This window comes from Pseudoalteromonas lipolytica (assembly GCF_900116435.1).
GTDB classification, from domain to species: Bacteria; Pseudomonadota; Gammaproteobacteria; order Enterobacterales; family Alteromonadaceae; genus Pseudoalteromonas; species Pseudoalteromonas lipolytica.
Map to the genome: position 1 here is coordinate 1 of NZ_FPAZ01000014.1, position 22218 is coordinate 22218.

The 22218-nt window shown below is 42.3% G+C and carries 20 protein-coding genes and 4 tRNA genes; 10 read left to right on the top strand and 14 right to left on the bottom strand.

From position 1 onward, the window contains the following. From BM378_RS14720 to murB, 8 genes are all read right to left on the bottom strand, one after another. Positions 1-575: GTP-binding protein (locus tag BM378_RS14720; RefSeq protein ID WP_143104595.1), on the bottom strand; the 575-nt coding region annotated here is incomplete at its 3' end. A 136-nt stretch (positions 576-711) separates the two neighbouring features. Next, positions 712-787: transfer RNA gene (locus BM378_RS14725), tRNA-Thr, on the bottom strand. A gap of 12 nt (positions 788-799) precedes the next feature. Beyond that, positions 800-874: transfer RNA gene (locus BM378_RS14730), tRNA-Gly, on the bottom strand. Positions 875-918: 44 nt separating this feature from the next. Then, positions 919-1003: transfer RNA gene (locus tag BM378_RS14735), tRNA-Tyr, on the bottom strand. Positions 1004-1043: 40 nt separating this feature from the next. Further along, positions 1044-1119: transfer RNA gene (locus BM378_RS14740), tRNA-Thr, on the bottom strand. Positions 1120-1236: 117 nt separating this feature from the next. Continuing rightward, positions 1237-1935, bottom strand: a complete 699-nt coding sequence (locus BM378_RS14745) for a type III pantothenate kinase (RefSeq protein WP_074989484.1) — start codon at positions 1933-1935, stop codon at positions 1237-1239. Continuing rightward, on the bottom strand, positions 1932-2924 hold the full coding sequence (gene birA, locus BM378_RS14750; RefSeq protein ID WP_074989485.1) for a bifunctional biotin--[acetyl-CoA-carboxylase] ligase/biotin operon repressor BirA: 993 nt from the start codon (positions 2922-2924) through the stop codon (positions 1932-1934). Before birA ends, BM378_RS14745 begins: the two co-directional genes overlap by 4 nt. Further along, positions 2921-3931 (bottom strand): UDP-N-acetylmuramate dehydrogenase, encoded by a 1011-nt coding sequence (murB, locus tag BM378_RS14755; RefSeq protein ID WP_074989486.1) that lies wholly within the window; start codon positions 3929-3931, stop codon positions 2921-2923. Before murB ends, birA begins: the two co-directional genes overlap by 4 nt. 146 nt (positions 3932-4077) lie before the next feature. Here murB and BM378_RS14760 point away from each other — a divergent pair, with 146 nt between their 5' ends. Continuing rightward, the gene (locus BM378_RS14760) at positions 4078-5922 is read left to right on the top strand and encodes a M1 family metallopeptidase (RefSeq protein WP_074989487.1); all 1845 of its coding nucleotides are present in this window, start codon (positions 4078-4080) and stop codon (positions 5920-5922) included. Between the two features lie 56 nt (positions 5923-5978). Here the strand turns inward: BM378_RS14760 and BM378_RS14765 are convergent, their stop codons facing one another. Continuing rightward, positions 5979-6602, bottom strand: a complete 624-nt coding sequence (locus BM378_RS14765) for a DUF2057 domain-containing protein (protein WP_074989488.1) — start codon at positions 6600-6602, stop codon at positions 5979-5981. 103 nt (positions 6603-6705) lie between these two features. Here BM378_RS14765 and BM378_RS14770 point away from each other — a divergent pair, with 103 nt between their 5' ends. From BM378_RS14770 to BM378_RS14780, 3 genes are all read left to right on the top strand, one after another. Beyond that, complete coding sequence (locus tag BM378_RS14770) at positions 6706-7077, top strand: histidine triad nucleotide-binding protein (protein WP_065979446.1); 372 nt, start codon at positions 6706-6708, stop codon at positions 7075-7077. 230 nt (positions 7078-7307) lie between these two features. After that, the gene (locus tag BM378_RS14775; RefSeq protein ID WP_036973496.1) at positions 7308-7964 is read left to right on the top strand and encodes a helix-turn-helix transcriptional regulator; all 657 of its coding nucleotides are present in this window, start codon (positions 7308-7310) and stop codon (positions 7962-7964) included. A 109-nt stretch (positions 7965-8073) separates the two neighbouring features. Further along, entirely contained in the window at positions 8074-10230 is a 2157-nt protein-coding gene (locus BM378_RS14780) for an ATP-binding protein (RefSeq protein ID WP_065979447.1), read from the top strand. A gap of 120 nt (positions 10231-10350) precedes the next feature. On the opposite strand, the gene BM378_RS14785 is transcribed toward BM378_RS14780, so the two are convergent. The 3 genes from BM378_RS14785 to BM378_RS14795 are packed head-to-tail and all read right to left on the bottom strand — an operon-like array spanning position 10351 to position 13726. Then, positions 10351-11766 (bottom strand): mannose-1-phosphate guanylyltransferase/mannose-6-phosphate isomerase, encoded by a 1416-nt coding sequence (locus tag BM378_RS14785; protein ID WP_177222592.1) that lies wholly within the window; start codon positions 11764-11766, stop codon positions 10351-10353. Positions 11767-11822: 56 nt separating this feature from the next. Continuing rightward, complete coding sequence (locus BM378_RS14790; protein ID WP_074989490.1) at positions 11823-12596, bottom strand: amidohydrolase; 774 nt, start codon at positions 12594-12596, stop codon at positions 11823-11825. Next, positions 12584-13726, bottom strand: coding sequence for a methionine aminotransferase (locus BM378_RS14795; protein WP_074989491.1), 1143 nt, complete (start codon positions 13724-13726; stop codon positions 12584-12586). The genes BM378_RS14790 and BM378_RS14795 overlap by 13 nt, the downstream gene beginning before the upstream one ends. Before the next feature lie 99 nt (positions 13727-13825). Here BM378_RS14795 and BM378_RS14800 point away from each other — a divergent pair, with 99 nt between their 5' ends. From BM378_RS14800 to BM378_RS14820, 5 genes are all read left to right on the top strand, one after another. Further along, positions 13826-14443, top strand: coding sequence for a methylthioribulose 1-phosphate dehydratase (locus BM378_RS14800; protein WP_036973502.1), 618 nt, complete (start codon positions 13826-13828; stop codon positions 14441-14443). Then, positions 14440-15126: an acireductone synthase gene (gene mtnC, locus BM378_RS14805; RefSeq protein ID WP_036973505.1), complete on the top strand. Its 687-nt coding sequence runs from the start codon at positions 14440-14442 to the stop codon at positions 15124-15126. The genes BM378_RS14800 and mtnC overlap by 4 nt, the downstream gene beginning before the upstream one ends. Further along, positions 15123-15665, top strand: a complete 543-nt coding sequence (locus tag BM378_RS14810) for a 1,2-dihydroxy-3-keto-5-methylthiopentene dioxygenase (protein WP_074989492.1) — start codon at positions 15123-15125, stop codon at positions 15663-15665. Before mtnC ends, BM378_RS14810 begins: the two co-directional genes overlap by 4 nt. Before the next feature lies 1 nt (position 15666). Continuing rightward, the gene (locus BM378_RS14815; RefSeq protein WP_036973510.1) at positions 15667-16008 is read left to right on the top strand and encodes a gamma-glutamylcyclotransferase family protein; all 342 of its coding nucleotides are present in this window, start codon (positions 15667-15669) and stop codon (positions 16006-16008) included. A 98-nt stretch (positions 16009-16106) separates the two neighbouring features. Next, positions 16107-18272, top strand: coding sequence for a winged helix-turn-helix domain-containing protein (locus tag BM378_RS14820; protein ID WP_074989493.1), 2166 nt, complete (start codon positions 16107-16109; stop codon positions 18270-18272). Here BM378_RS14820 and mtnA read toward each other — a convergent pair whose 3' ends face one another. Then, positions 18273-19298 carry an S-methyl-5-thioribose-1-phosphate isomerase gene (gene mtnA / locus BM378_RS14825; protein ID WP_065979452.1) on the bottom strand — a complete coding sequence of 342 codons (1026 nt, stop codon included), beginning with the start codon at positions 19296-19298 and terminating at the stop codon, positions 18273-18275. Positions 19299-19431: 133 nt separating this feature from the next. Between mtnA and mtnK the strand changes: the two genes are divergently transcribed. Next, positions 19432-20649 carry an S-methyl-5-thioribose kinase gene (gene mtnK, locus BM378_RS14830; protein WP_074989494.1) on the top strand — a complete coding sequence of 406 codons (1218 nt, stop codon included), beginning with the start codon at positions 19432-19434 and terminating at the stop codon, positions 20647-20649. A gap of 51 nt (positions 20650-20700) precedes the next feature. Here the strand turns inward: mtnK and BM378_RS14835 are convergent, their stop codons facing one another. After that, the gene (locus BM378_RS14835) at positions 20701-22188 is read right to left on the bottom strand and encodes an FMN-binding glutamate synthase family protein (RefSeq protein WP_074989495.1); all 1488 of its coding nucleotides are present in this window, start codon (positions 22186-22188) and stop codon (positions 20701-20703) included. Positions 22189-22218 lie beyond the last annotated feature (30 nt).

Consider the following 22218-nt stretch of genomic DNA (forward strand, 5'->3'; position numbering starts at 1 on the left):
AGTTCAATGATTTTCGCTTCCCATTGCTCTTCGCCTTCTAGGGCTTTAAGTGCTGAACCTTGGATTAGAGGTAAGTCGTCACCTGGGAAATCGTACTCAGAAAGAAGTTCACGAACTTCCATCTCTACTAGCTCAAGTAGCTCTTCGTCATCAACCATGTCACATTTGTTCATGAATACGATGATGTAAGGTACGCCAACCTGACGAGAAAGTAGGATGTGCTCACGTGTTTGTGGCATAGGACCATCAGTCGCAGCAACTACTAGGATTGCGCCGTCCATTTGAGCAGCACCAGTGATCATGTTTTTAACATAATCGGCGTGTCCTGGACAGTCTACGTGTGCGTAGTGACGAGTTGGTGTATCGTACTCAACGTGTGAAGTTGAGATTGTGATACCACGCTCACGCTCTTCTGGAGCGTTATCGATTGATGCGAAGTCTTTAGCTGTACCACCGTATACTTTTGCAAGTACGTTAGTGATTGCTGCAGTTAGGGTAGTTTTACCGTGGTCAACGTGGCCGATTGTACCAACGTTTACGTGCGGTTTTACGCGTTCAAACTTTTCTTTTGCCATGACGGAACCTATCAGTTTTGTGTATCTAGATTACATATGAAAATAATCCACCGAGGGTAGATTAATTTAATTTTTTCAAATTTCAAATAGTTTTTTCTGACAGATAAAGGGAGATAATAAGATAAGTTCTCGATACTGGTGCTGATAGGCAGATTTGAACTGCCGACCTCACCCTTACCAAGGGTGCGCTCTACCAACTGAGCTATATCAGCAACACCAGAGTCTGGAGCGGGCAGCGGGAATCGAACCCGCATCATCAGCTTGGAAGGCTGAGGTAATAGCCATTATACGATGCCCGCATAGGAAACTGTTCTTAAACTACCTCTAACCGTCAAGAATAAAGTGGTGGAGGGAGCTGGATTCGAACCAGCGAAGGCTGAGCCGTCAGATTTACAGTCTGATCCCTTTGGCCGCTCGGGAACCCCTCCACGAAAATTCTTTACTAAGTCACTTCCGGTAAAAGGAAAGTGGTGCCGACTATCCGAGTTGAACGGATGACCTACTGATTACAAGTCAGTTGCTCTACCAACTGAGCTAAGTCGGCACTGCTTTAGTACGGGGCGAGATTCTAAGGTAAGGTTTATTGGGATGCAACAATAAAATTAAAAAAAGTGTGAATTTATGTGTTAAACGCTCACAATTCAGGCAAATCCACGGTTTTTTACTGTTTTATTGTTAATTCACGCCAATAATTCAGTCCTTTAAAAACCAAAACACTATCAAATTGACTGCCAGAAAATAGATCAGCAAGTAATTTTCCATAGCCACCGGCAAATAATAAACAACAATTTTGCTGATCAACATGCTGAACAGCTTGCTCAATTGCCCCCATTGTCGCAACGAGCGCGCCATTTTTTAAACCATTAGGTGTATTACACCCTAAATCGGTGGCAAAAGGGGTGTGCTCATCGTCAAAAACGCGCTGAGTATTTTGCGTTAATGAGCGGGTCATTAAATCGAGCCCAGGCACAATCCAACCACCTAAGTGCTGACCCTCTTTATTCAATACATCAATTGTGGTCGCTGTCCCCGCATCAACAATAACACAATCTTTCTCTGGGTATTCAGTGTATGCAGCGATGACAGTAAGCCAGCGATCGATCCCCAAATTTTGATACTGCTTATAAGCACAGGTTAATGTTGCAAGCTCAGCGGTTACTTTAGCTTCGAAATAAGGAATTGCATGTTGTTGTGCCTGCGCAAATAGTGGCATAAGTCGCTCTGTGCTCCCCACACACGCATAAACCATGTCTGTAACATGCGACCATGGAATGGCATTGAGCTCACATGCTTGATAACGCTCATTATCAAAAAGTACGGCCTTAATTGCCGTATTACCCACATCGACCAATAATCTCATAGTTCAGCCTTACGCAGTGATATTTCACCACCGTAATAACTTTTAACCTCACCATCTTGGCGAATGCGAACGCCGCCTTGGTGATCAATCCCCTCACATATACCGCGCCAACTTCGATGGCCTGTATTGAGCTCCACACATTGACCTGCAAATGCGTTTAACTGATTCCATTGTTTATACATGTCATTTAAACCTGTTTGACGGTATTGCGCCAAACGTTGCTCAAGGTAAAAGCACAGATACGCCACGAGTTTATTTTTCTCAAGGCCTTTTACATGTTGGCTCAAGTCTGTCCATGCTTGATCAATATGCTGGCTGACACTGTCTGGCATATGCACGTTTATACCTATGCCGATAACCAACTGACATGGTCCTTGAGGTTGACCATCAAGCTCAACCAACACACCCGCTAGTTTTTTTCCGTCTAAATAAATGTCGTTTGGCCACTTTAACTCCACATCCAGTTGATAAAGTGCCTTTAAGGTATCGTATACCGCAAGTCCAACAGCAATCGACACACCCATTGCAGCTTGTAAGCCATCGTCTAGACGCCAAAAGTAGCTAAAATATAAGTTTGCACCAAATGGCGATTGCCAAACCCGACCTCGTCTGCCTCGTCCTGCTTGCTGCATTTCTGCAACGAGTACAGTGCCAGAGTCTAATGGGGTGTCACTCTGAATACGGCGCATTAACTCGCTATTGGTCGAATCAATAATTGACTGCACTTCAACGCATGCGGTATTTCCACCAAGCTCAGCATAATAGTCATTAATTTTACTTCTATGCAAAAGCCCCGCGCTATTATTCAGGCGGTAGCCTTTCCCTGTCACTTTAAAAATATCCAATCCCATTTCTTGTAACGAGTGAATATGTTTTCCAACTGCGGCCCTGCTAATTCCTAGCTGCTCACCTAATTGCTGACCCGAAATAAAACCACCTGAATTGAGCGCATTTAAAATTGCGAGTTTATTTCCATCTGGCGCCTTCATATTTGTGACTCCAAGTGAATATGACATTCGTGATCGGCATTCATTAAGCGCACTTCATGTTGCAAAGCAATGTGGTATTTTTGCCACACGTGTTGTTGCACATAATTCACCATGGCAATCAGGTCATCGCCGGTGCTGTTGCCATGATTAACTAACACCAAAGCTTGCTGCTGATGTACTTCAACGCCCGCAATACGGTGACCTTTTAAGCCAGCCTGTTCAATTAACCAACCTGCAGCTACTTTGTGGTGTTGTGCGTCGACAAAATAATGGGGCATATCTGGGTAGCTTTTTAATAAGTCAGCGAGTTGCTCATTGCTAATCACAGGGTTTTTAAAAAAGCTACCTGCATTAGCAAGTTCACTTGGGTTAGGTAACTTACTATTTCGAGTCGCAATAATCTGCTCAAACACCTGTTGCGCAGTCGGGTTATGTAGCTGTTGCAGTGGCCCATAATGTAATATTGGCTGCCATTGTTTGGGTAAGGTTAGCCCGACTTTCGTGATCACTGCTTTATTTTTAAGTGCATGTTTGAATATCGAATCACGGTAGCCAAACAGACACTGTTCTTTGCTTAAACGGTTAATACTCGCAGATGCAATATCGAAGTACTCTACATAGCTAATAAACTTTTCAAGCTCGACACCATAAGCACCAATATTTTGCACCGGGGCTGCACCTACCGTACCGGGGATCAGCGCTAAGTTTTCAAGCCCAGGCATATCGTTGGCAATCGTCATACTCACTAATTGATGCCAATTTTCACCTGCAGCAACATGTAAAAGGAAATGATCGTTTAGCTCTTCAATTTCAATCCCTTTAGTGGCCATATAGATTACCGTCCCTTGGTAGTCGGTTAAAAATACCGTATTACTACCCTCGCCTAAAATACAAAACGGTGCAGAGAAATCGGTATTTACGAGCTGCTCTACGTCATCTATTTGATGGAAATGCTGACAATGGCTTGGCAATGAAAAGGTATGAAAAGGTTGCAGGGACTGAGCCACAAAACGCCTCAAAGGTTACCGGTAACTAATCGCATTAGTGTAACCTATCATCGCAAAATACGCATCAGATTGTAAAAATCACTCAACCCACTGTATTAATCATGTTATAAAACGGGTTCTTTTTTCATTTGTGTTCCAAGGTTATTATGAAGTTTAAACCATTATTTTTAAGTCTTGCTATGGCAGGCGCATGCTCTCAAGCAACTGCTGACGCAATTAGCCAGCACACCTATGCAAACTTAGATGACGTAACAACCACTCACCTATTACTAGATTTAGATGTTGATTTTGATGATAAGCAACTAGAAGGGTTTGTTGAGCATACGCTAGATTGGCACAATGCTAGCAGCAAAACTCTGGTACTTGATACTCGCGATTTAGATATCGACAAAGTTATGTATCAAGATAAAAAAGGCGGCTGGCACAAAGCCGACTTCACTCTTGCGGCACGCGATGACGTAAAGGGCTCAAAATTAACAATTAAATTTAAAAGCCAAGCGGTTAAAGCTCGTATTTACTACAATAGCCGCCCAGAAGCCTCAGGATTACAATGGTTAACGCCTGAGCAAACAGCCAGTAAATCACACCCATTCATGTACAGCCAATCACAAGCTATTCATGCGCGTAGTTGGATACCTGTGCAAGACACACCAGCAATGCGTGTTACGTATTCTGCGCGTATTCATACACCTAAAGATATTCGCGCAGTCATGAGTGCAGACAATAAAGATGCGTTGTACAAAGATGGTGATTACTTATTCGATATGCCACAACCTATTTCGCCATACTTAATCGCGATAGGGGCTGGTAACTTAGAATTTAAAGCCATGTCTAAGCAGACAGGTATTTTTGCTGAGCCAACAATTTTAGATGCGTCGGTTGCTGAGTTCAACGACACACAAGCAATGATCGACAAAACTAACGCCATGTACGGTGAATATGCTTGGGGGCGTTATGACTTATTAATGCTTCCACCTAGCTTCCCATTTGGCGGTATGGAGAACCCACGTTTATCGTTTATCACCCCCACCGTTGTTGCAGGCGATAAGAGCTTAGTTAACCTAATCGCTCACGAACTCGCACACTCATGGTCGGGTAACTTAGTGACGAACGCAACATGGGAAGATTTATGGTTAAACGAAGGCTTTACCTCTTATGTTGAAAACCGCATCATGGAAGAAGTTTTTGGTCGTGACCGTGCAATCATGGAGCAAGCTTTAGATGCAGCAGGTCTGCGTGCTTTACTTAAAACACTTCCTGCTCCAGACACGCGCCTAAACTTAAAGCTTAATGGTCGTGATCCTGACGATGCATTCAGCTCAGTGCCTTATACTAAAGGGCAGCTGTTTCTTATTTACCTAGAGAATAAATTTGGTCGCGATAAATTTGACCCATTTGTAAAAGGTTATTTCGACGAGTTTGCATTTAAGTCACTCACGACAGCCCAATTTGTTACTTACATAAAAGCAAACCTTATCGACAAGTATCCAGGCGTAGTGAGCATGGATAAAGTAAACGAGTGGATTTTTGAGCCAGGGTTACCAACTGATGCTCCTAACCCAACATCTGATGCATTTGATAAAGTCGATACAGTGACAAAAACATGGTTAAACAATGAGATCGATGCGGCAGAATTGCCGACTGCTGAATGGACAGTGCATGAGTGGTTACATTTCCTCAATAACCTCCCTCGCGATTTAAGCATTGAGAAAATGGCTGAGCTTGATAAACAATTCAACTTAACTCAATCAACCAATGCTGAGCGTGCATTTGCATGGTTTATGCTGGCTGTAGGCAATGGCTATCAGCCTATTTACCCTGCTTTGGACAAGCACTTGTCTGGTATTGGCCGCCGTAAATTAATAGTGCCACTTTATAAAGCACTGATTAAAAACGGCAAAAGAGACTGGGCGCACGATGTGTACTTAAAAGCACGTCCGGGTTATCACCCGCTAGCACAAGGTACCGTTGACGACTTATTTTCAAAATAAGACGCTTCTAAATGTAAAAAGGCGCTGAATATCAGCGCCTTTTTTAATTCTCAATACTATTGACTTACTTTTTGTAAAAACGCTCGACGCTCTTCTGGGCTAGCTTGTTGCCACCAAAATTCCAACATGGCAGCTGCATTTGGCATTTTTTTCAATCCATCCTGACCACCAGACACGTTTGCAGGCAGGGTAACTGGTGCCGCGGTCGCCGGTTTGTTCTTTGTAGCAACAACGGGAGCCGTCGCAACCGCCTGCACAGGAGCCGAAACCGCTCGATAATTCACAATTGATAAAGGCATAGCCAGTTCACTGCCTTTGGCTTTTAGGCTCACTTGCGGTGACTCAGCAAACACTTCAGCAGCAACGGCATTACTCGCACGATTAAACACTAAATCATAGTTTTTGCCTTGTTCAACCGTCACTTCAACCCAAAATGGTTCGGATTCAACGACTTGATGATCATCGTAACCTTGTTCGTAAAGATCTGTGTACTTCAGTTTTAACTGATATGTTCCAGGAGCAAGCTCAACATCGTCAACACGACTAAAAAATGATTGTTCAATAAGACGGTCACCTACTTGCAAAGGGACAAATTCCTCAGGAAAGTGGATTGTCTCAGCTAAACTACTGATACTATTGAATAGCATTAACGCACTGCTTAGTAATACTAACTTACGCATGATCACTCCTTGGTTGTTCATTTGCGACAGTTTCAGTTTGACACTGCAAATAAAGTTTGTCATTAGTGAGCGGGTAATTAAGCCAATTTTAAAAGAGGTAAATATGAGCCAAGAGACTATTTTTACAAAAATTATTAATCGTGAGATCCCTGCGGATATCATCTATGAAGATGAGCAGTCACTTGCCTTTAAAGACATTAACCCACAAGCCCCCTTTCATGTTTTGATCATTCCTAAAACACCCATTGCGACCATAAATGATATCAGTGAAGAACATGCTCCTTTGGTAGGTCATCTTTATGTCGTAGCCGCAAAACTTGCAAAGCAGTTTGGTTTTAGTGACGACGGCTTTCGTGTGGTTATGAACTGTAATGATCATGGCGGTCAAACCGTGTACCATATACATCTACATATGTTAGCTGGTAAAGAAATGGGTTGGCCTCCTTATCAGGACAAGAAAAAACAAAATATCTAGCACTTTGCTATGTAAAAAATTGTAAAAAGTCGAACTAATATACTATTATTGATTATTGTGAATATATATCAGTTAGTTAACATATTTAGTTACGTTAACTAACTGTATTTTTTGAAACAAAATAGACACAAACTGTACTTTTCCTGCATAAGACTCAGAAATTTCTAATACGAAAGGGGTGGATTGCATGGTAGGATGAATCAGTCAACTTTATTCAAGAGTGTATAAATATGAGTAGTTCAGCTTTTTTATTATTAGATCCAGAACCAATTAACACGATTGGTGTTAACGTATTGGAGCCGTTGTTAAAAACACAAGGTCTAACTGTTACATCTGGGACTGATATATCTGAAGTGCCAGAAGGTACACGCTTATTATTCATCGAAACATCGAGCACAGATGCCTGGGGTAAATTAAAAGAACAACTAGTTAACCTACGCATTAAGTGCGATATTGTACTATTCAATCTTGACGAAAACCCAGAGATTGCTAACCGTGCACTATTAAGTGGTATTCGTGGTGTTTTTTACACGACTGATAACGCTGATGTATTGATGAAAGGCATTCGTTTATTGCTTGAAGATCAATTGTGGTACCGCCGCGAAATAATGTGCAATGCTTTAAACCGCATGCTGCAATTTAATAAAGATGCCCTGCACAAACTAACTGACGGTAATATCGAGCCTGTTAAGCTAACTAAACGCGAAAAAGCCATCATCTCATTGATGAGCAAAGGTTCGAAAAATAAAGAGATTGCTGAAGATTTAAGTATCAGCCCACACACTGTTAAAACGCACCTTTATAGTGCATTCAGAAAAACGAAATGCCGAAATCGCATCGAGCTTTTATCGTGGGCACAGCAAAATATCCCAGACGAAATACGCTAAACTCTCTTCTTTAAAAAAACAGACGCACAATGCGTCTGTTTTTGTTTCTAGTTGCTAAACACCCAAATAGACTTTATGCTCGAAGATGTTCGTAATCCTCGGAAAAGCCATGCTCGATTCAGTCACCTTATACTACACAAGTGCAGCCATGATGGCGGTAATGACACTCCTTAACTATTTGACATGGCGAGCAAATAAAAGCATTCCGGGCACCTTGCTCTATATTTTCTATCCTTTAGTGATGTTCACTTCAGTGCTGAGTTTTGCACTTCTCGGTCATATCAATGATATTGCAAGTATCACCATTGCAAACTCCTTATTATTCAGTGCTTCTATTATTCATGTACTCGCTATTTGTCAGTTCTTAAATGCCAAGTGTATAGGGTTTAGAGCATTTATAGGGATAACCGGGGTATTAGCACTCAGCATGATCTATTTAGCGACAGACAATGCTGAGCTTAGAAACCGGATTTTAGTATCTGATTTACAACACATTATTGAGGCCTTGTTTCTACTTGCCTTATTCATTCGCAATGGCCGCAAAAGTTACCCGAATGGCAGCATTGTTTATATCTTAATATTAACCATTATTCTTGCCATATTTACAGGCAGAACACTGATGATGGGCGATGTCAGCACAGCTAATTTACTTTCCGAAAATTGGTTTAGTATCACCCTATTCATTAATGGGGTGATTGCACCGATGTTTTATGCCACAGGCATGGCAATTTTGTGTAATGAACGCCGCGAGCAACACCTCAACCAGCTTACTGAAAAAGCACATAAAGATCTTGAAATTCGCGGCTTATTCTTATCAACCATTAGTCATGAAATTCGCACTCCCCTCAATGGCATACTGGGAAGCGCTCAACTGATCATGAATCAGTCGAGCGACCCGCGAGATAAACCATACTGTGAAGCCATTATTAATTCAGCAGAGTCACTGAACTTACTGGTCGACAAAGTGCTAGACTATGCAAGCTTAGATCAGCGCGATGAAGCCCTCTACGAAGAAGATGTCGAATTTAAAACATGGTTAAACAACTTATGCTTATTACTCAGTCCGCTTGCAGAACAAAAGCACCTGAAATTTGAGCTGATTTACGATTTACCCGAACAGGCTTGTTACTATTGTGACCAGCAAAAGCTTAGACAAGTAATTATTAACCTTGTTGGCAATGCAATTAAATTTACTGATAAAGGCTCTGTAAAAATCCACGTCAAACTGCTCAATGAAGGGCAGCTAGACCATGTCGTTCGGATCAGTGTGATTGATTCAGGCCCAGGTATCGAAGATGAAGAAATCATCTACCTAACCGAACCTTATGTTCAAAGCAGTGCAGGAAAAGAAAAAGGTGGCACAGGCCTTGGCCTTGCTATTACAAGTCGCCTTCTCGAAAAGCTCGGTAGTAAGCTCAACATAAGTAGTGAGCTTAACAAAGGCAGTGTTTTTAGTTTTGATATCACACTCACAATTGGTGAACTTAGTCTTGTTGAGCAACGTCATCAATCGAAAGATTATGTGACCGGTTTAGATGTTTTGTTAGTGGAAGATCTCGACTTAAATCAAAAAATTGCCATTGAATTTATGGCCGATGACGAGCATAAAATAAAACTCGCAAAAGACGGTAACAGCGCAATTGAGCTGATGCAAAAACATCATTTTGATGTGGTACTACTGGATATGAATTTACCCGACCTGACAGGTCAAGAAGTATTAAAAAAACTAAAAAATATCGACCATTTAAATCAACGCACGCCAGTACTTGCTTTCACTGCGAGTCTAAGCCCCGATGAAATAAAAGAATACTTAGCGTTGGGGATTAAAGATATTGTCGGTAAGCCAATTAAACAACAAAAACTGCGCCAAGCATTGAGCGACTCGCAAACAAATCAAGCTGCCAGCATTGCTGTCGAGCTGCGTGACACCTTATATGACGAAACAGCAGCTGCTGCACTCATTAGCTCATTTAATGAAGATGAAGTGTCTTCTATTTATAATGAGTTTGTTCTCTCGGCACGGAATAAACTGATACGAAGCCAACAACTTGTTGAAGATGATAAAGATCAATGTATTAAACTACTGCATCGCCAAGCAAGTACCGCCTTACAGCTCGGCTTTAATCGTTACGGCTTAGAGCTGAAAAAGATCGAGCGTAAGTTACTCGATAATAAGCCCTTAAAAGAATCACTCACCGATGCCCTAGTACTTTGGCAAGACAGCCTACAAGCGTACTTAAACCATGTGAGAAGTGAGCTAGGTTAATGAGTTTAGATTAACAAAGTAAATCTGCCCTTACGGATGGTAATACTCTTTTTGTTTCATTACGCCGAGAATTAAATCATCCGCTCATTCGACTAACGACTGACCTCTGAGGCTTAACAATTACTCTCTCCCATATTCATCTTCAAACCGTTCGATATCACTTTCATCAAGTATCGCCCCAGTTTGTACTTCAATGACAATGAGGGGCTCATCATGACAATTGGCAAGGCTATGAATTTGCTGGGCGGCAATATAACAAGACTGGTCGGCACCGAGTTCAAACTTATCATCTCCCACATGTACACTGGCAATGCCCGAAACCACAACCCAATGCTCGGCACGGTGTTGATGACGCTGAGTTGAGAGTTTCGCACCACAATTAACGATAATTTTCTTAACCTTAAACCCAACACTCTCAACCAAAGTGCGGTAATTGCCCCAAGGTCTGAATACGGCTTGATGGTGCGTCAATTTATCGTTGTCTCGTTGCGCGAGTTGTTTAAGTAATTCAGGCAACTTATCAAGGGCTTTTTTGTCTGCGACGAGGGTGGCATCGTGGGTATGTATAATCGCCTTATTGCTAATTCCCAAAGCTGCAATCGTGTGATCAGCTTCACTAATCAGCAAATTATTTTCACTATCAATACTCACTCCCTGCGAGCCCAAATAATTACCAAATTGATCTTTGTTAGCAATTTTTGAAAGGGCTGAGAAGCTGCCCACATCACTCCACGTTAAATCAACAGGAAGCATAGCGACATTTTCACTTCGCTCAAGAATAGCGTAATCAATTGAGTCACTTGGGCATGTTTTCAGTATGTCTGCGTTGGGTCTCAAAAAACCGAGATCTTCAGTAAAATAGGCTGCTTGTGCGATACTACTCGCTATTTTTGGCGCAAACCGTTTTAACTCAGATAAGTACACATCAGCGAAAAATAAAAACATACCGCTATTCCAGCTAAACTCACCACTGGCAATGTATTGCTCAGCAAGTTTAAGCACTGGCTTTTCCTTAAATTCAGCGACTTTGTAACAGCCATCACGGTGCAGTGGTGGGCCTTGGCGAATATAACCATACCCTGTATGCGGCTCCGTTGGGGTAATTGCAAACGTAACGAGTTGCTGAGCCTCTGCCAAGGCTACGGCATCATCTAATCGCGCAAGTAGCTTTTCAAAGTCACAGATATAATGATCTGCAGGCATTACCAATAACGGGCCTAGTAAACCATTTTTCTGCGCATATTCAGCCGCTAACGCAATAGCTGGCGCGGTATTTTTGCCCTCAGGTTCAAGTAAAAGAGTCACATTTTTAGATACGTCGAATGCCTGTGATTTGGCAATAAATCGATGCGCTTCATTACACACTAATATCGGTGCATTAAATTGCGAACCTGTTACCCGCTTTAAGGTGCTTTGCAGTAGCGATTCATCGCTTAGCAAAGGTAAAAATTGCTTAGGCATGGCCTTGCGTGATAACGGCCATAGGCGTGAACCTATGCCACCAGCAAGAATAACAGGGGTAATTTTGCGACTCATGATTGCTTGTAGTTAATAAACCAACCATGAGTTTAACAAATTTTTAGCGATGCGGCTTAGATCAACTGAAATTGATCCGCGTCTAAATGCGCAGGAAAAGCGCGCCGAAAATCCTCTAATGCGGATATATCAAGGCGCTGAATTATGATACCCGATTGGTTATCATCGAGCGCTGCTAATGTATCCCCTTTAAAATCGTATACTGCAGTGCCGCCATTATGATCAACCTCATTGCCATCTGGCCCAATACGGTTGACACCGACCACATAACAGACATTTTCCATTGCGCGCGCTTTTAATAAGGTATCCCAAACATGGCGACGTGCCGCAGGCCAGTTTGCAACATTCACCATGAGGTCATAGTCATTGCAGTTACGTTGAAAAACAGGGAAGCGTAGGTCGTAACACACCTGCGGTAAAATGCGAAAGCCTTTGATATTGAAAATTTCACGCTGCTTACCCGCCTCAACATAGCGGCCTTCGTTCCCTAAACAAAATAAGTGACGCTTGTCGTAAAACTTTACCTCACCATTTGGCCACACCCAGTAGAAACGATTTGCTTTCTTATCACCGTGAGTCACTAATACCGACCCAGCGATGACTGCATTTTTTTGTTTTGCAGTGGCTTTTAACCAGTTAACAACGTCACCTTGCTCAGGCTCGCTACAGTCAAGATTGATGGCAAACCCTGTCGCAAATGTTTCGGGTAACACGATTAAATCAGCCGGCTCAGTTAAACACTCAAGCAGCTCAGAAAAATGCGCAAGATTTGCCTGTTTATCTAGCCAATAAAGTGAGGATTGTACAAGGGCAAGCGTTAAAGCTGACATAAAATCTCCGCGGCACGCAACAGCGTGTCATCATTTTTTGCAAAACATACTCGTATGACCTTATCATTACTTGGGCTGTTGTAAAATACACTAAGCGGTACTGCTGCAACGCCTGCTTGCTCTACCAACCAATGACAAAACTCCACATCATTTAGGTCTGACACATCACTGTAATCAAGCAATAAAAAATATGTGCCTTCACTGGGCAAAAGGGTAAAACGGCTATCTTGTAACGCGTTACTGAGCAAATCACGCTTATGTTGATAAAAATCCGCTAGCCCATCAACATGTTCAGGCTCCAGTTCTAACATATCTGCTAAAGCATGTTGTGCTGGGGTAAAACTTGAAAATGTCACGTATTGATGAATCTTACGAAACTCAATCATCAGCTCAGCGGGGGCAACACAGTAGCCCATTTTCCAGCCTGTGCTGTGGAATGTTTTCCCAAAGCTTGAAATAACAAAGCTGCGTTCAAATAATTCTGTATCCGTGAGCGCACTAACATGTGTAGCACCATCAAAGGTGATGTGTTCATACACTTCATCGCTGATCACGTATAAGTTGTGTGCTTTAACTAAGGCTTTCAGTGCTGCAATGTCGTCAGCTTTAAGTATTTTGCCACTCGGGTTGTGTGGTGTATTGATAATAATAGCGCGCGTTTTTTCGCTCATGACCTCTGCAACCGCGTGCCAATCAATCTGATAATCAGGCGCATGTAAGGCAACATGTACACTGCGTCCCCCTGCTAATTCAATCGCGGGCTGGTACGAATCATAGGCAGGGTCGAACACCACCACTTCATCACCGTCTCTTACCAGCGCTTGAATTGCCACAAATAATGCTTCGGTTGCACCCGATGTCACCGTGACTTGCTGCTCATAATCTATATTGTTATGGTATTTTCTCGCAATCAGTGCTGCTATTTGCTGCTGTAAACGCACAATACCACTTGACGGAGCATATTGATTAACCCCTTCAAGTACATAATTATTTAACTGTTTTTTTAGTAAATCAGGGGCGTCAAATTCAGGAAAGCCCTGAGATAAATTAAGTGCTTGATGCTGATTCGCTAAAGCAGTCATTTGACTAAAAATACTGGTGCCTAAATTCGGCAATTTACTTTCAAACACAGAGGTTCCTTAAAGATGGTTTTGCGCTCGAAGCGATGCTATCATTGCTTAAAACAGATGTATAGCCGTCTAAATAACTTTTAGAAAGTCGAGGAATGTATGCATAACAATACCGCTATTTCAGAACTAATAGAAGCAGGTAAATGGGTAAGCCAACGAGGTTGGGTCCCAGCAACCGGTGGTAATTTTTCAGCCCGCACAGAAACGGGTTATGTCGTCACCGCCAGTGGTTTCGATAAAGGCCAGCTCGGTACACATGCATTTATTGAGTTAGACCACGCAGGCAACCGCACTAAAGGGTCGGGAAAACCCTCGGCAGAAACAGAACTACACTTGAACATGTATAAGCTGATCCCTTCTGCAAAATTTGTTTTACATACCCACTCGGTTGCTGCCACCGTTTTATCTCGCGTCATAAAAGGACATGCCATTAATTTACATGGCTACGAGATGCAAAAGTCACTCAGTGGTGTTACCTCACATTTAGATACGCTAAGCATTCCTATTTTCGACAACGATCAAGACATTGATCGCCTAAGTCTATTAGTAAGCGATCATCACCTGCATACGCCAATAGAGCACGCGGTGCTTATTCGCGGCCACGGCCTCTATGTTGTCGGCAGAGACATCAAAGAAGTATTGCGCCATTTAGAAGGGCTGGAGTTTTTATTTAGTTGCGAGCTTGAGCGCCTAAAACTGGAAGGTATCCACGCATGATCAAAGCCATTTTAACTGACATTGAAGGCACTATCACACGCATTTCATTTGTGAAAGATGTGCTATTCCCTTATGCCGCTGAAAAGCTTCCTGCGTTTATTAAAGCACACCAAGACGATCACGATGTCGCGGAACATATTGCGAGTGTAAAAGCACACATTGAACAGCCAGAAGCTGACCTAGAAACGGTGATTAGTACTTTACTTCATTGGATTGAAACGGATCAAAAAGTAACGCCATTAAAACAGTTACAAGGTTTAATTTGGCAAACAGGTTATGAAAATGGTGATTTTACCGGTCACCTTTATCCTGATGCGTACGCTTTTTTAAACGCGCAAAAACAAGCAGGAAGAAGCCTGTATGTTTACTCATCAGGCTCAGTAAAAGCACAGCACCTTATTTTTCAATATTCTGACTATGGTGATGTGAGACCTCTTTTTAGTGATTACTTCGATACCAAAGTGGGCGCAAAACAAGAGCAAAGCGCTTACAACACAATTATCGCTGCACTGCCATTTGACGCCTCTGAGGTGCTATTTTTAAGCGACGTTGCTGCTGAATTAGAGGCAGCTAAAGCGGCAGGTTTACGCACTTTGCACCTTATTCGCGATGGCCAAGACAGTACCAGCGAGCATCCTTATATTAATGATTTTAGTGAATTTAGTGCGGAGTATTTAGCATGAGCCAGTTAACAGTTTTTAATGATAACAATGCCGATGACATCCTTTTTCACAGCGACGACTCAAACGCCATAGCAACGAAACTAAATGCAGTGGGTGTACGCTTTGAACAGTGGCAGGCGAATGCACATATTGATGAAACAACCAGCCATGATGCTATTTTAAGTGCGTACGCTGACGACATTGAGCGCATAAAGCGTGAAGGAGGTTATCAAACTGTTGATGTTATCTCGCTCGCAAAAGGCAACCCGAATGCCGCTGAGTTACGTGGTAAGTTTTTATTTGAACATACCCACAGCGAAGATGAAGTACGCTTTTTTGTAAAAGGCCAAGGGCTTTTTTGTCTGCATGTCGATAATAAAGTATACCAAGTGCTGTGCCAGCAAGGTGACTTAATTTCGGTGCCAGAATTAACCCCTCATTGGTTTGACATGGGCAGCAACCCTGAATTTACTGCTATTCGCTTATTTAATAATACCGAAGGCTGGGTGGCTAAAAGCACAGATTCAGCTATCGCGAATGACTTTCCATTGCTTGATTAATATGGAAAAACTTTTCTCATACGGCACTTTGCAATATAAACAGGTGCAACTCGATACCTTCGGGCGTTTGCTCGAAGGTCAGCCTGCGACTTTAACAGGGTACATTGTCGGTGAAATTGAAATTACTGATCCTGCGGTGTTAAAAAGCAGTGGCCAGCGTTTTCATCCTGCGTTAATTAAAACAGGTGAAGACTGCGACATTGTGAATGGCACAATTTATTTAATCACCGAACAAGAGTTGGCCCAAGCCGATGACTATGAGGTAGATGACTATCAACGCATTGCAGAAAAATTCCAATGTAATACCTCTGCTTGGTTATATGTTGCAAAAAATGGCCTTTAATTTACAAATATAAAACAAAAAAACCCAATTCAAAAACAACTTCTGGTATCATCACCTCATTAATGCTCAGTACTTAATTATTAGCTAAAGGACTACACATGGGGTCGGTAATTTCACCCTTACGCGATAATATTATTTATGTTGGCGAATGGCAGCTAAACATATCATTGCAAGCAATTAATGACGGCGTGCATGCTCGCGAACTAGAACCGCTGTTATTTAAGTTACTGTGCTATTTTATTGAACATAATGAACGTATTATTTCTCGCCAAGAGCTGGCGGACAACATTTGGCAGCAAAGCTACGTTGATGATAATGCCATCAATCGAGCGATATCGGAGCTTAGAAAAGCACTCAAATCAGAAAAGCAGCCTGGCCAAAGTATCAAAACACATTACCGTAAAGGGTATAGTTTATTTATTCCTGTCAGCTCAAATAAAACCGAGACAGTCACTACAGAACAGCAAAATCAACACGAATCTTCGAGTGAAGTCGCTGCCGCTGAATCATCTTCACACAGTCATCCCAAAAGAAATGTAAATTGGTCGTGGTCAATTCCCGCCATATTAATAGCAACGCTAATTTGTTTTTTTTGGTTTTTTTCAGATAAACCTGCGGCAAGTAGTGAAACCAGACAAACCATGCCTTTTCTAGCATTAGATGCTGACACTATTTCTTGGCATAAAGGCAGTTACTCTCACTTACTACTGCCCCCCGATAAAAGTAAGCTTGCTTATTTGCTCACACCTCTCAAGCAAAATGACATAATGAATATCTATGTTATGGACCTAAAAACCAAAAAAGAGTTTTTAGTTGACTCAGGTGACGCTTATATTCAGGGCTGGTCTGATGATGGTCTGCGCTTATTTTATGTCAAATGTAAACCCGGTGACTATAGTCAGTGCCAACAATGGCAGGCCAGTGACTTTTTTTCTGAAACAATCAAAAAATCCCCCCTGTCGTATCCTTATTCTTCAGGTGATAAGTTAACGCAATACACAGAAGTCGGGGATACCGCTATTTTTCGACGTAATCATTATCGTGGCTTAAGCCAATTATTTGCGCTTTACGCTTATGATAAAAAAACAGCAGAAGAAATCCGCATTACATCACCCAATATTACTGGAACAGGTGATTATTTATTAACGACATTATCAAATCCTGAACGGATTATTTTTGAACGCCACAACACTGGCCAAGCAGAAATTTATATGGCAAACCTAGACGGTAGCTCCATGAAGCTGCTCACGACAAATAACTATAGATCATGGGCTGCCACGTATGATGAACCCAGTAATTCGCTCATTTGGTATAACCGTGCCAATTCGACTATTGAATCATTTTCGTTCGACTCAATGACCCGAGCCCACGCTATTAAAGCCCCCGTTAAAGACGCTAACTACGCTTACCCACTCAACAAAGAGTCGCTGTTAATAAGTACCGATCTGCATGATCTAGATGCCAGTGTTTTTGATTTAAAGACGCAAGAAATGAGCTACATAGCCACCGCTAATAAGCATGAAAATTCTGCTGTAGCGCTTGCAAATGGTGATGTTTATTTTGCCGATACCTATTACGATAAGCGTGAACATTGGCTTAAAACCAATAACCAATATATCCCTATTTCTGATAGGGTTGGCACTGACAATATCATTGTTTCTGCCAATGAAAACAGCACGCGTTTATTGAGTTTCAATAAACACACGCATCAACTCTCACTATTAGATGCCACAGACTTTAAGACAATTAAGCAATGGCAAATACCAGGCCGAATTGTGCTCGCTAAAATACGTAAAAACCGCATTGCGGTAATCTACGCCGATGCAACCACCTTACAAAATCAGTTAATGCTATTGAATACTGACAATACAGAAACAGTCATCAGCACGATTGATACGCCCCTTGCTATCGCTTGGCGTAATGATCATCAATTGATTGTGCATGCCAAACACACACAGTTTCTAGAACTTGATAGCCAAACTAATCGCTACCATGAATTACCTATGCCAGATAAGTTGACTGCAATAAAACCGTCAATAGTAACGATGGCGAGTAATGAGCAAACACTGTTTATCGCCACCTCTGCTGACATTTACAGTGCCGCTTTAGAGGAACTAATGGAAGTGAATACACTGATTAAAATGAAACCGTCTAACTATATTTTGCACCTCAACGCACAAAATGAAAAATTAGCGATTTCATTCGTAACCGCTAATAATCAAAACAGTATTGAGCTTTACACTGAGAAAAGACCCAGCAACTAGTTATTTTAATTGCGTTAATACACCTTGCTCGATATCAGCATACTCGTAAACACCGGTATCTAATACCCAGCCTGTAACCAACTTTGCAGGCGTGACATCAAAAGCAGGGTTATACACTGATGCATTCGTCGGTGCCCACTGTGCTTCACCAAAACTACCGCTCACACCACGTACTTCAGCGGGGCTTCGCTGTTCAATCTCAATATCATCACCACAGGCTGTTTGCGTATCAAGTGTTGTTAGCGGCGCAACCACGTAAAACGGAATATTATGAAAGTGAGCCAATACTGCCAAATTATACGTACCCACTTTATTAGCAAAGTCGCCGTTTGCAGCAATACGATCGGCACCTACAAAAATTTTATCGACCTTACCCGCAGCCATTAAGCTTGCTGCCATATTGTCGCAAATTAACGTGTAAGGTATTTGCCAGCGCTCAAGCTCAAATGCAGTTAATCGGCCCCCTTGCAATAATGGGCGTGTTTCATCAACCCAGACATGCAGATCTCCATGGCGTTGCTGAGCTTTATAAATCACACCTAACGCTGTGCCTACTCCCGCCGTAGCTAATGCTCCAGTATTACAATGAGTAAGAATATTATCGCCTTTAGCAACAAGCTCAGCACCACGCTGTGCCATGCTGTCACACAGTGCAATGTCTTCAAAAAATAACTGCTCAGCCGTGTCAACAACAGCCTCAACATATGCAGGTTGCATTAATGCCTCACGCAGCTGTGCCATACAGTGCATTAAATTCACAGCGGTCGGACGCGTTGCTTCTAATTCATCAATCGCTGAAGCAAGCTCTGCTTTACTCATACCTTGCTCTGCTAAATGAGCAACGAGTACGCTGGCACCTAAGCCAATTAAAGGGGCACCACGAATTTTTAAAGTCAAAATCAGTTCTTTCATCGTTTCAACATCATTGCATACATGCCAATGCTGTTGATGAGGCAATAAGTACTGATCAAGCACAGTTAAGGTATTTTGCTGATATTTAATACTACTCGCGATGAGATCTTGCATAGTGCATCCAGATTACTAATTTGATGAAAGGGTATTTTACATCAGTTTACACAACTAACAAGCTGGATGTATGGACATCTAAACGCTTACAGGTATAGAATGCCCAAAGTTAATAATATTTTGAGATAGAGCCATGGCTAATTACACTGCCTTCACTGCAGAGCATGCTGTTGATTACATTAAAAAACTTACCGAAAGTGAACTCAGTTCAGTGTTTACTCCTAACGCTGAGCTGTCAGCGTACGAGTTCGGCGACGGAAATCTAAACTTAGTTTTCCGGGTCACTGATCAACACAACAACAGTGTAATTTTAAAGCAAGCTTTACCCTATGCTCGCTGCGTGGGTGAGTCATGGCCGTTATCGTTAGACCGTGCGCGTATCGAGGCTGACGTCTTAATAAATCATGGTTCATTGTGCCCAGAGCACACCGTAGCCATTTTGCACCACAATGCTGAGCTTGCATTAACCGTGCTGGAAGACTTAGGTCACTTACAAATTTTACGTGGTGCACAAATAAATGCCGAGCAGTTCCCTAAATTAGCCAGTCATGTTGCCCAATATCTCAGTCGCACCGGTTTTTATAACTCCGACTTTTATCTTTCTGCCGACGATAAAAAAGCCAAAGTGAGCCAATTTATCAACCCAGATTTATGTAAGATCACTGAGGACCTCTTTTTCACTGACCCTTATATCGAGCACGAGCGCAATCACTTCCCGGCTGAACTCAATTCGTCAGTGCAACACATTCGTAATAACAACGCGCTAAAACTTGCCGCAGCGAAATTAAAAGCTAGGTTCTTATCGTGTCCGCAAACCTTGTTACACGGCGATATGCACAGCGGCAGTATTTTTGTTGATAACAACACAACCAAGATGATCGACCCAGAGTTTGGCTTTTTTGGCCCAGTTGGTTTCGATATCGGTTCATTTATGGGTAATTTATTACTTAACTACTGCGCGCAAAATGGCCGTATAGCTGAATTAGCAAAGCGTCGCCACTATCAAACGCATTTATTAACATGCTTACAAGACTGTTATAGCCAGTTTGAAGAGCAGTGGTTGAACTTAGCAAGTAATGAGACAACCGATGTAAGCTTTGCTAACCGCGCCTTTACAGAAGATTACTTAAAAAGCGTGTTGCATGATGCCATTGGTTATTGCGGTGCAGAACTTATTCGCCGTACGATTGGCCTTGCCCACGTTGCTGACATTGACGGCATTGAAAACGAGCAAGCACGCTTAGCTGTGCAGCAACAAACCTTAGTGTTAGGCGAACAATTGATGCTTAACGCAACAAGTTGCGAAAATAAAGATGAATTTTTTACCTTATTGATCAGCTTATTAAACTAGTTATTCAGCTACCCAATGAATAAGGCGCTTATCGCGCCTTATTGAATCTCATCATTGTTTATTGTAATGCTCATACATTTTATCAAGCGGTTCTGACAACCCATTTTCTTGTACAACACGCACATGGTGGCGCGCAAGTTCTCGGGCGCTCGACACGCCACATGAATGAGCAATTAAGCCTGCACCGTAGTGAATAAACTTATTGTAATTTGCAACTCGCTGCGCTTTGTCTGTCACATCTAAGCCGCGTTGTAATCGCTCATTGTGCGTTGTAATACCGGTCGGGCAAGTATCTTTATTGCATTGTAATGCTTGAATACAGCCTAATGAAAACATATGCCCGCGCGCTGACACAATAAAATCAGCCCCCAAAGCCAATGCCCAAGCCACTTTCGACGGGACGATTAATTTACCCGATGCAATCACTTTCACCCGCTCTTTTAAACCATGTTTTTTCAACAAATCAACGACCAAAGGTAAGCTTTCTTTTAGAGGTAAACCAACAGAATCCATCAATGGCTGCGGGGCAGCCCCAGTGCCACCATCAGCACTATCAATGGTAATAAAGTCTGGTGCTGACTCAATACCGCGATTGTTAATTTCACTGAATAAGGTTTCAAGCCACGTATACTCACCGATTACTGCTTTAAATCCTGTGGGTTTTCCTGTCGTAGCTCTAACAGTTTCAATCATATCGAGTAAATCAGCAGGTTTTTTTATTTCTGGGTGCCCATTAGGGCTAATCGAATCATGTCCTTCTGGTATGCCACGGATTTTAGCGATTTCTGCGGTGACTTTTCGGCCCGGCAACATGCCACCTTTGCCCGGTTTTGCGCCTTGGCTCATTTTAATTTCGAACATTTTTACTTGCTCATGACTAGCAATCGCTTTGAGCTTTTCGAGGCTCAGTTTGCCCTGCTCATCTCTGACACCATATTTTGCCGTACCAATCTGAAATACAATATCGGATCCTCCTTCCAGATGATAAGGACTCAACCCCCCTTCACCTGTATTCATCCAGCATCCCGCTAGTTTTGCGCCTCGAGATAAAGCGCGAACAGCCGGTTTTGAAAGTGCTCCAAAGCTCATGCCCGAAATATTAAATAATGCATTGGTAGAATAAGGTTTTTCACAATAGGGTCCCAAGGTGACATGACTAGGTTCGAGTGCCTCTTCATCGAGCGTCGGAAATGCACAGTTCATGAACATCACAGTGCCTGTGGCTTCTAAGCTTTGAGTGGAACCAAATGCCGTGGTACGGTCAACATTTTTTGCTGCTCGGTAGACCCAACTTCGATCGGCACGGTTAAACGGAAGCTCCTCTCTGTCCATCGCAAAAAAATACTGGCGAAAAAACTCACCTTGGCGTTCAAAAAAGTAACGAAAACGCCCTATCACAGGGTAATTACGACGAATAGCCTGTTTCGACTGCGTCACATCACTAATGTAAAAACAGATGATTACCAACAGCCCTATCCCTAACGCAAAGATAAACAAGCTGGCAAATACATCGATACTAAAAATTATAAAATCACTCATTCAAGACTCCTGTGTGATGATGACGTCCTT

Bases quoted from the DNA above. Each gene is read 5' to 3' on its own strand.
- BM378_RS14800 (WP_036973502.1), top strand. From the start codon at position 13,826: ATGCATAACAATACCGCTATTTCAGAACTAATAGAAGCAGGTAAATGG.
- BM378_RS14785 (WP_177222592.1), bottom strand. From the start codon at position 11,766: ATGAGTCGCAAAATTACCCCTGTTATTCTTGCTGGTGGCATAGGTTCA.
- BM378_RS14820 (WP_074989493.1), top strand. From the start codon at position 16,107: ATGGGGTCGGTAATTTCACCCTTACGCGATAATATTATTTATGTTGGC.
- BM378_RS14835 (WP_074989495.1), bottom strand. From the start codon at position 22,188: ATGAGTGATTTTATAATTTTTAGTATCGATGTATTTGCCAGCTTGTTT.
- BM378_RS14775 (WP_036973496.1), top strand. From the start codon at position 7,308: ATGAGTAGTTCAGCTTTTTTATTATTAGATCCAGAACCAATTAACACG.
- BM378_RS14815 (WP_036973510.1), top strand. From the start codon at position 15,667: ATGGAAAAACTTTTCTCATACGGCACTTTGCAATATAAACAGGTGCAA.
- birA (WP_074989485.1), bottom strand. From the start codon at position 2,924: ATGAAGGCGCCAGATGGAAATAAACTCGCAATTTTAAATGCGCTCAAT.
- BM378_RS14745 (WP_074989484.1), bottom strand. From the start codon at position 1,935: ATGAGATTATTGGTCGATGTGGGTAATACGGCAATTAAGGCCGTACTT.
- BM378_RS14780 (WP_065979447.1), top strand. From the start codon at position 8,074: ATGCTCGATTCAGTCACCTTATACTACACAAGTGCAGCCATGATGGCG.
- BM378_RS14790 (WP_074989490.1), bottom strand. From the start codon at position 12,596: ATGTCAGCTTTAACGCTTGCCCTTGTACAATCCTCACTTTATTGGCTA.
- mtnA (WP_065979452.1), bottom strand. From the start codon at position 19,298: ATGCAAGATCTCATCGCGAGTAGTATTAAATATCAGCAAAATACCTTA.
- BM378_RS14760 (WP_074989487.1), top strand. From the start codon at position 4,078: ATGAAGTTTAAACCATTATTTTTAAGTCTTGCTATGGCAGGCGCATGC.
- BM378_RS14770 (WP_065979446.1), top strand. From the start codon at position 6,706: ATGAGCCAAGAGACTATTTTTACAAAAATTATTAATCGTGAGATCCCT.
- mtnC (WP_036973505.1), top strand. From the start codon at position 14,440: ATGATCAAAGCCATTTTAACTGACATTGAAGGCACTATCACACGCATT.
- BM378_RS14765 (WP_074989488.1), bottom strand. From the start codon at position 6,602: ATGCGTAAGTTAGTATTACTAAGCAGTGCGTTAATGCTATTCAATAGT.
- mtnK (WP_074989494.1), top strand. From the start codon at position 19,432: ATGGCTAATTACACTGCCTTCACTGCAGAGCATGCTGTTGATTACATT.
- BM378_RS14810 (WP_074989492.1), top strand. From the start codon at position 15,123: ATGAGCCAGTTAACAGTTTTTAATGATAACAATGCCGATGACATCCTT.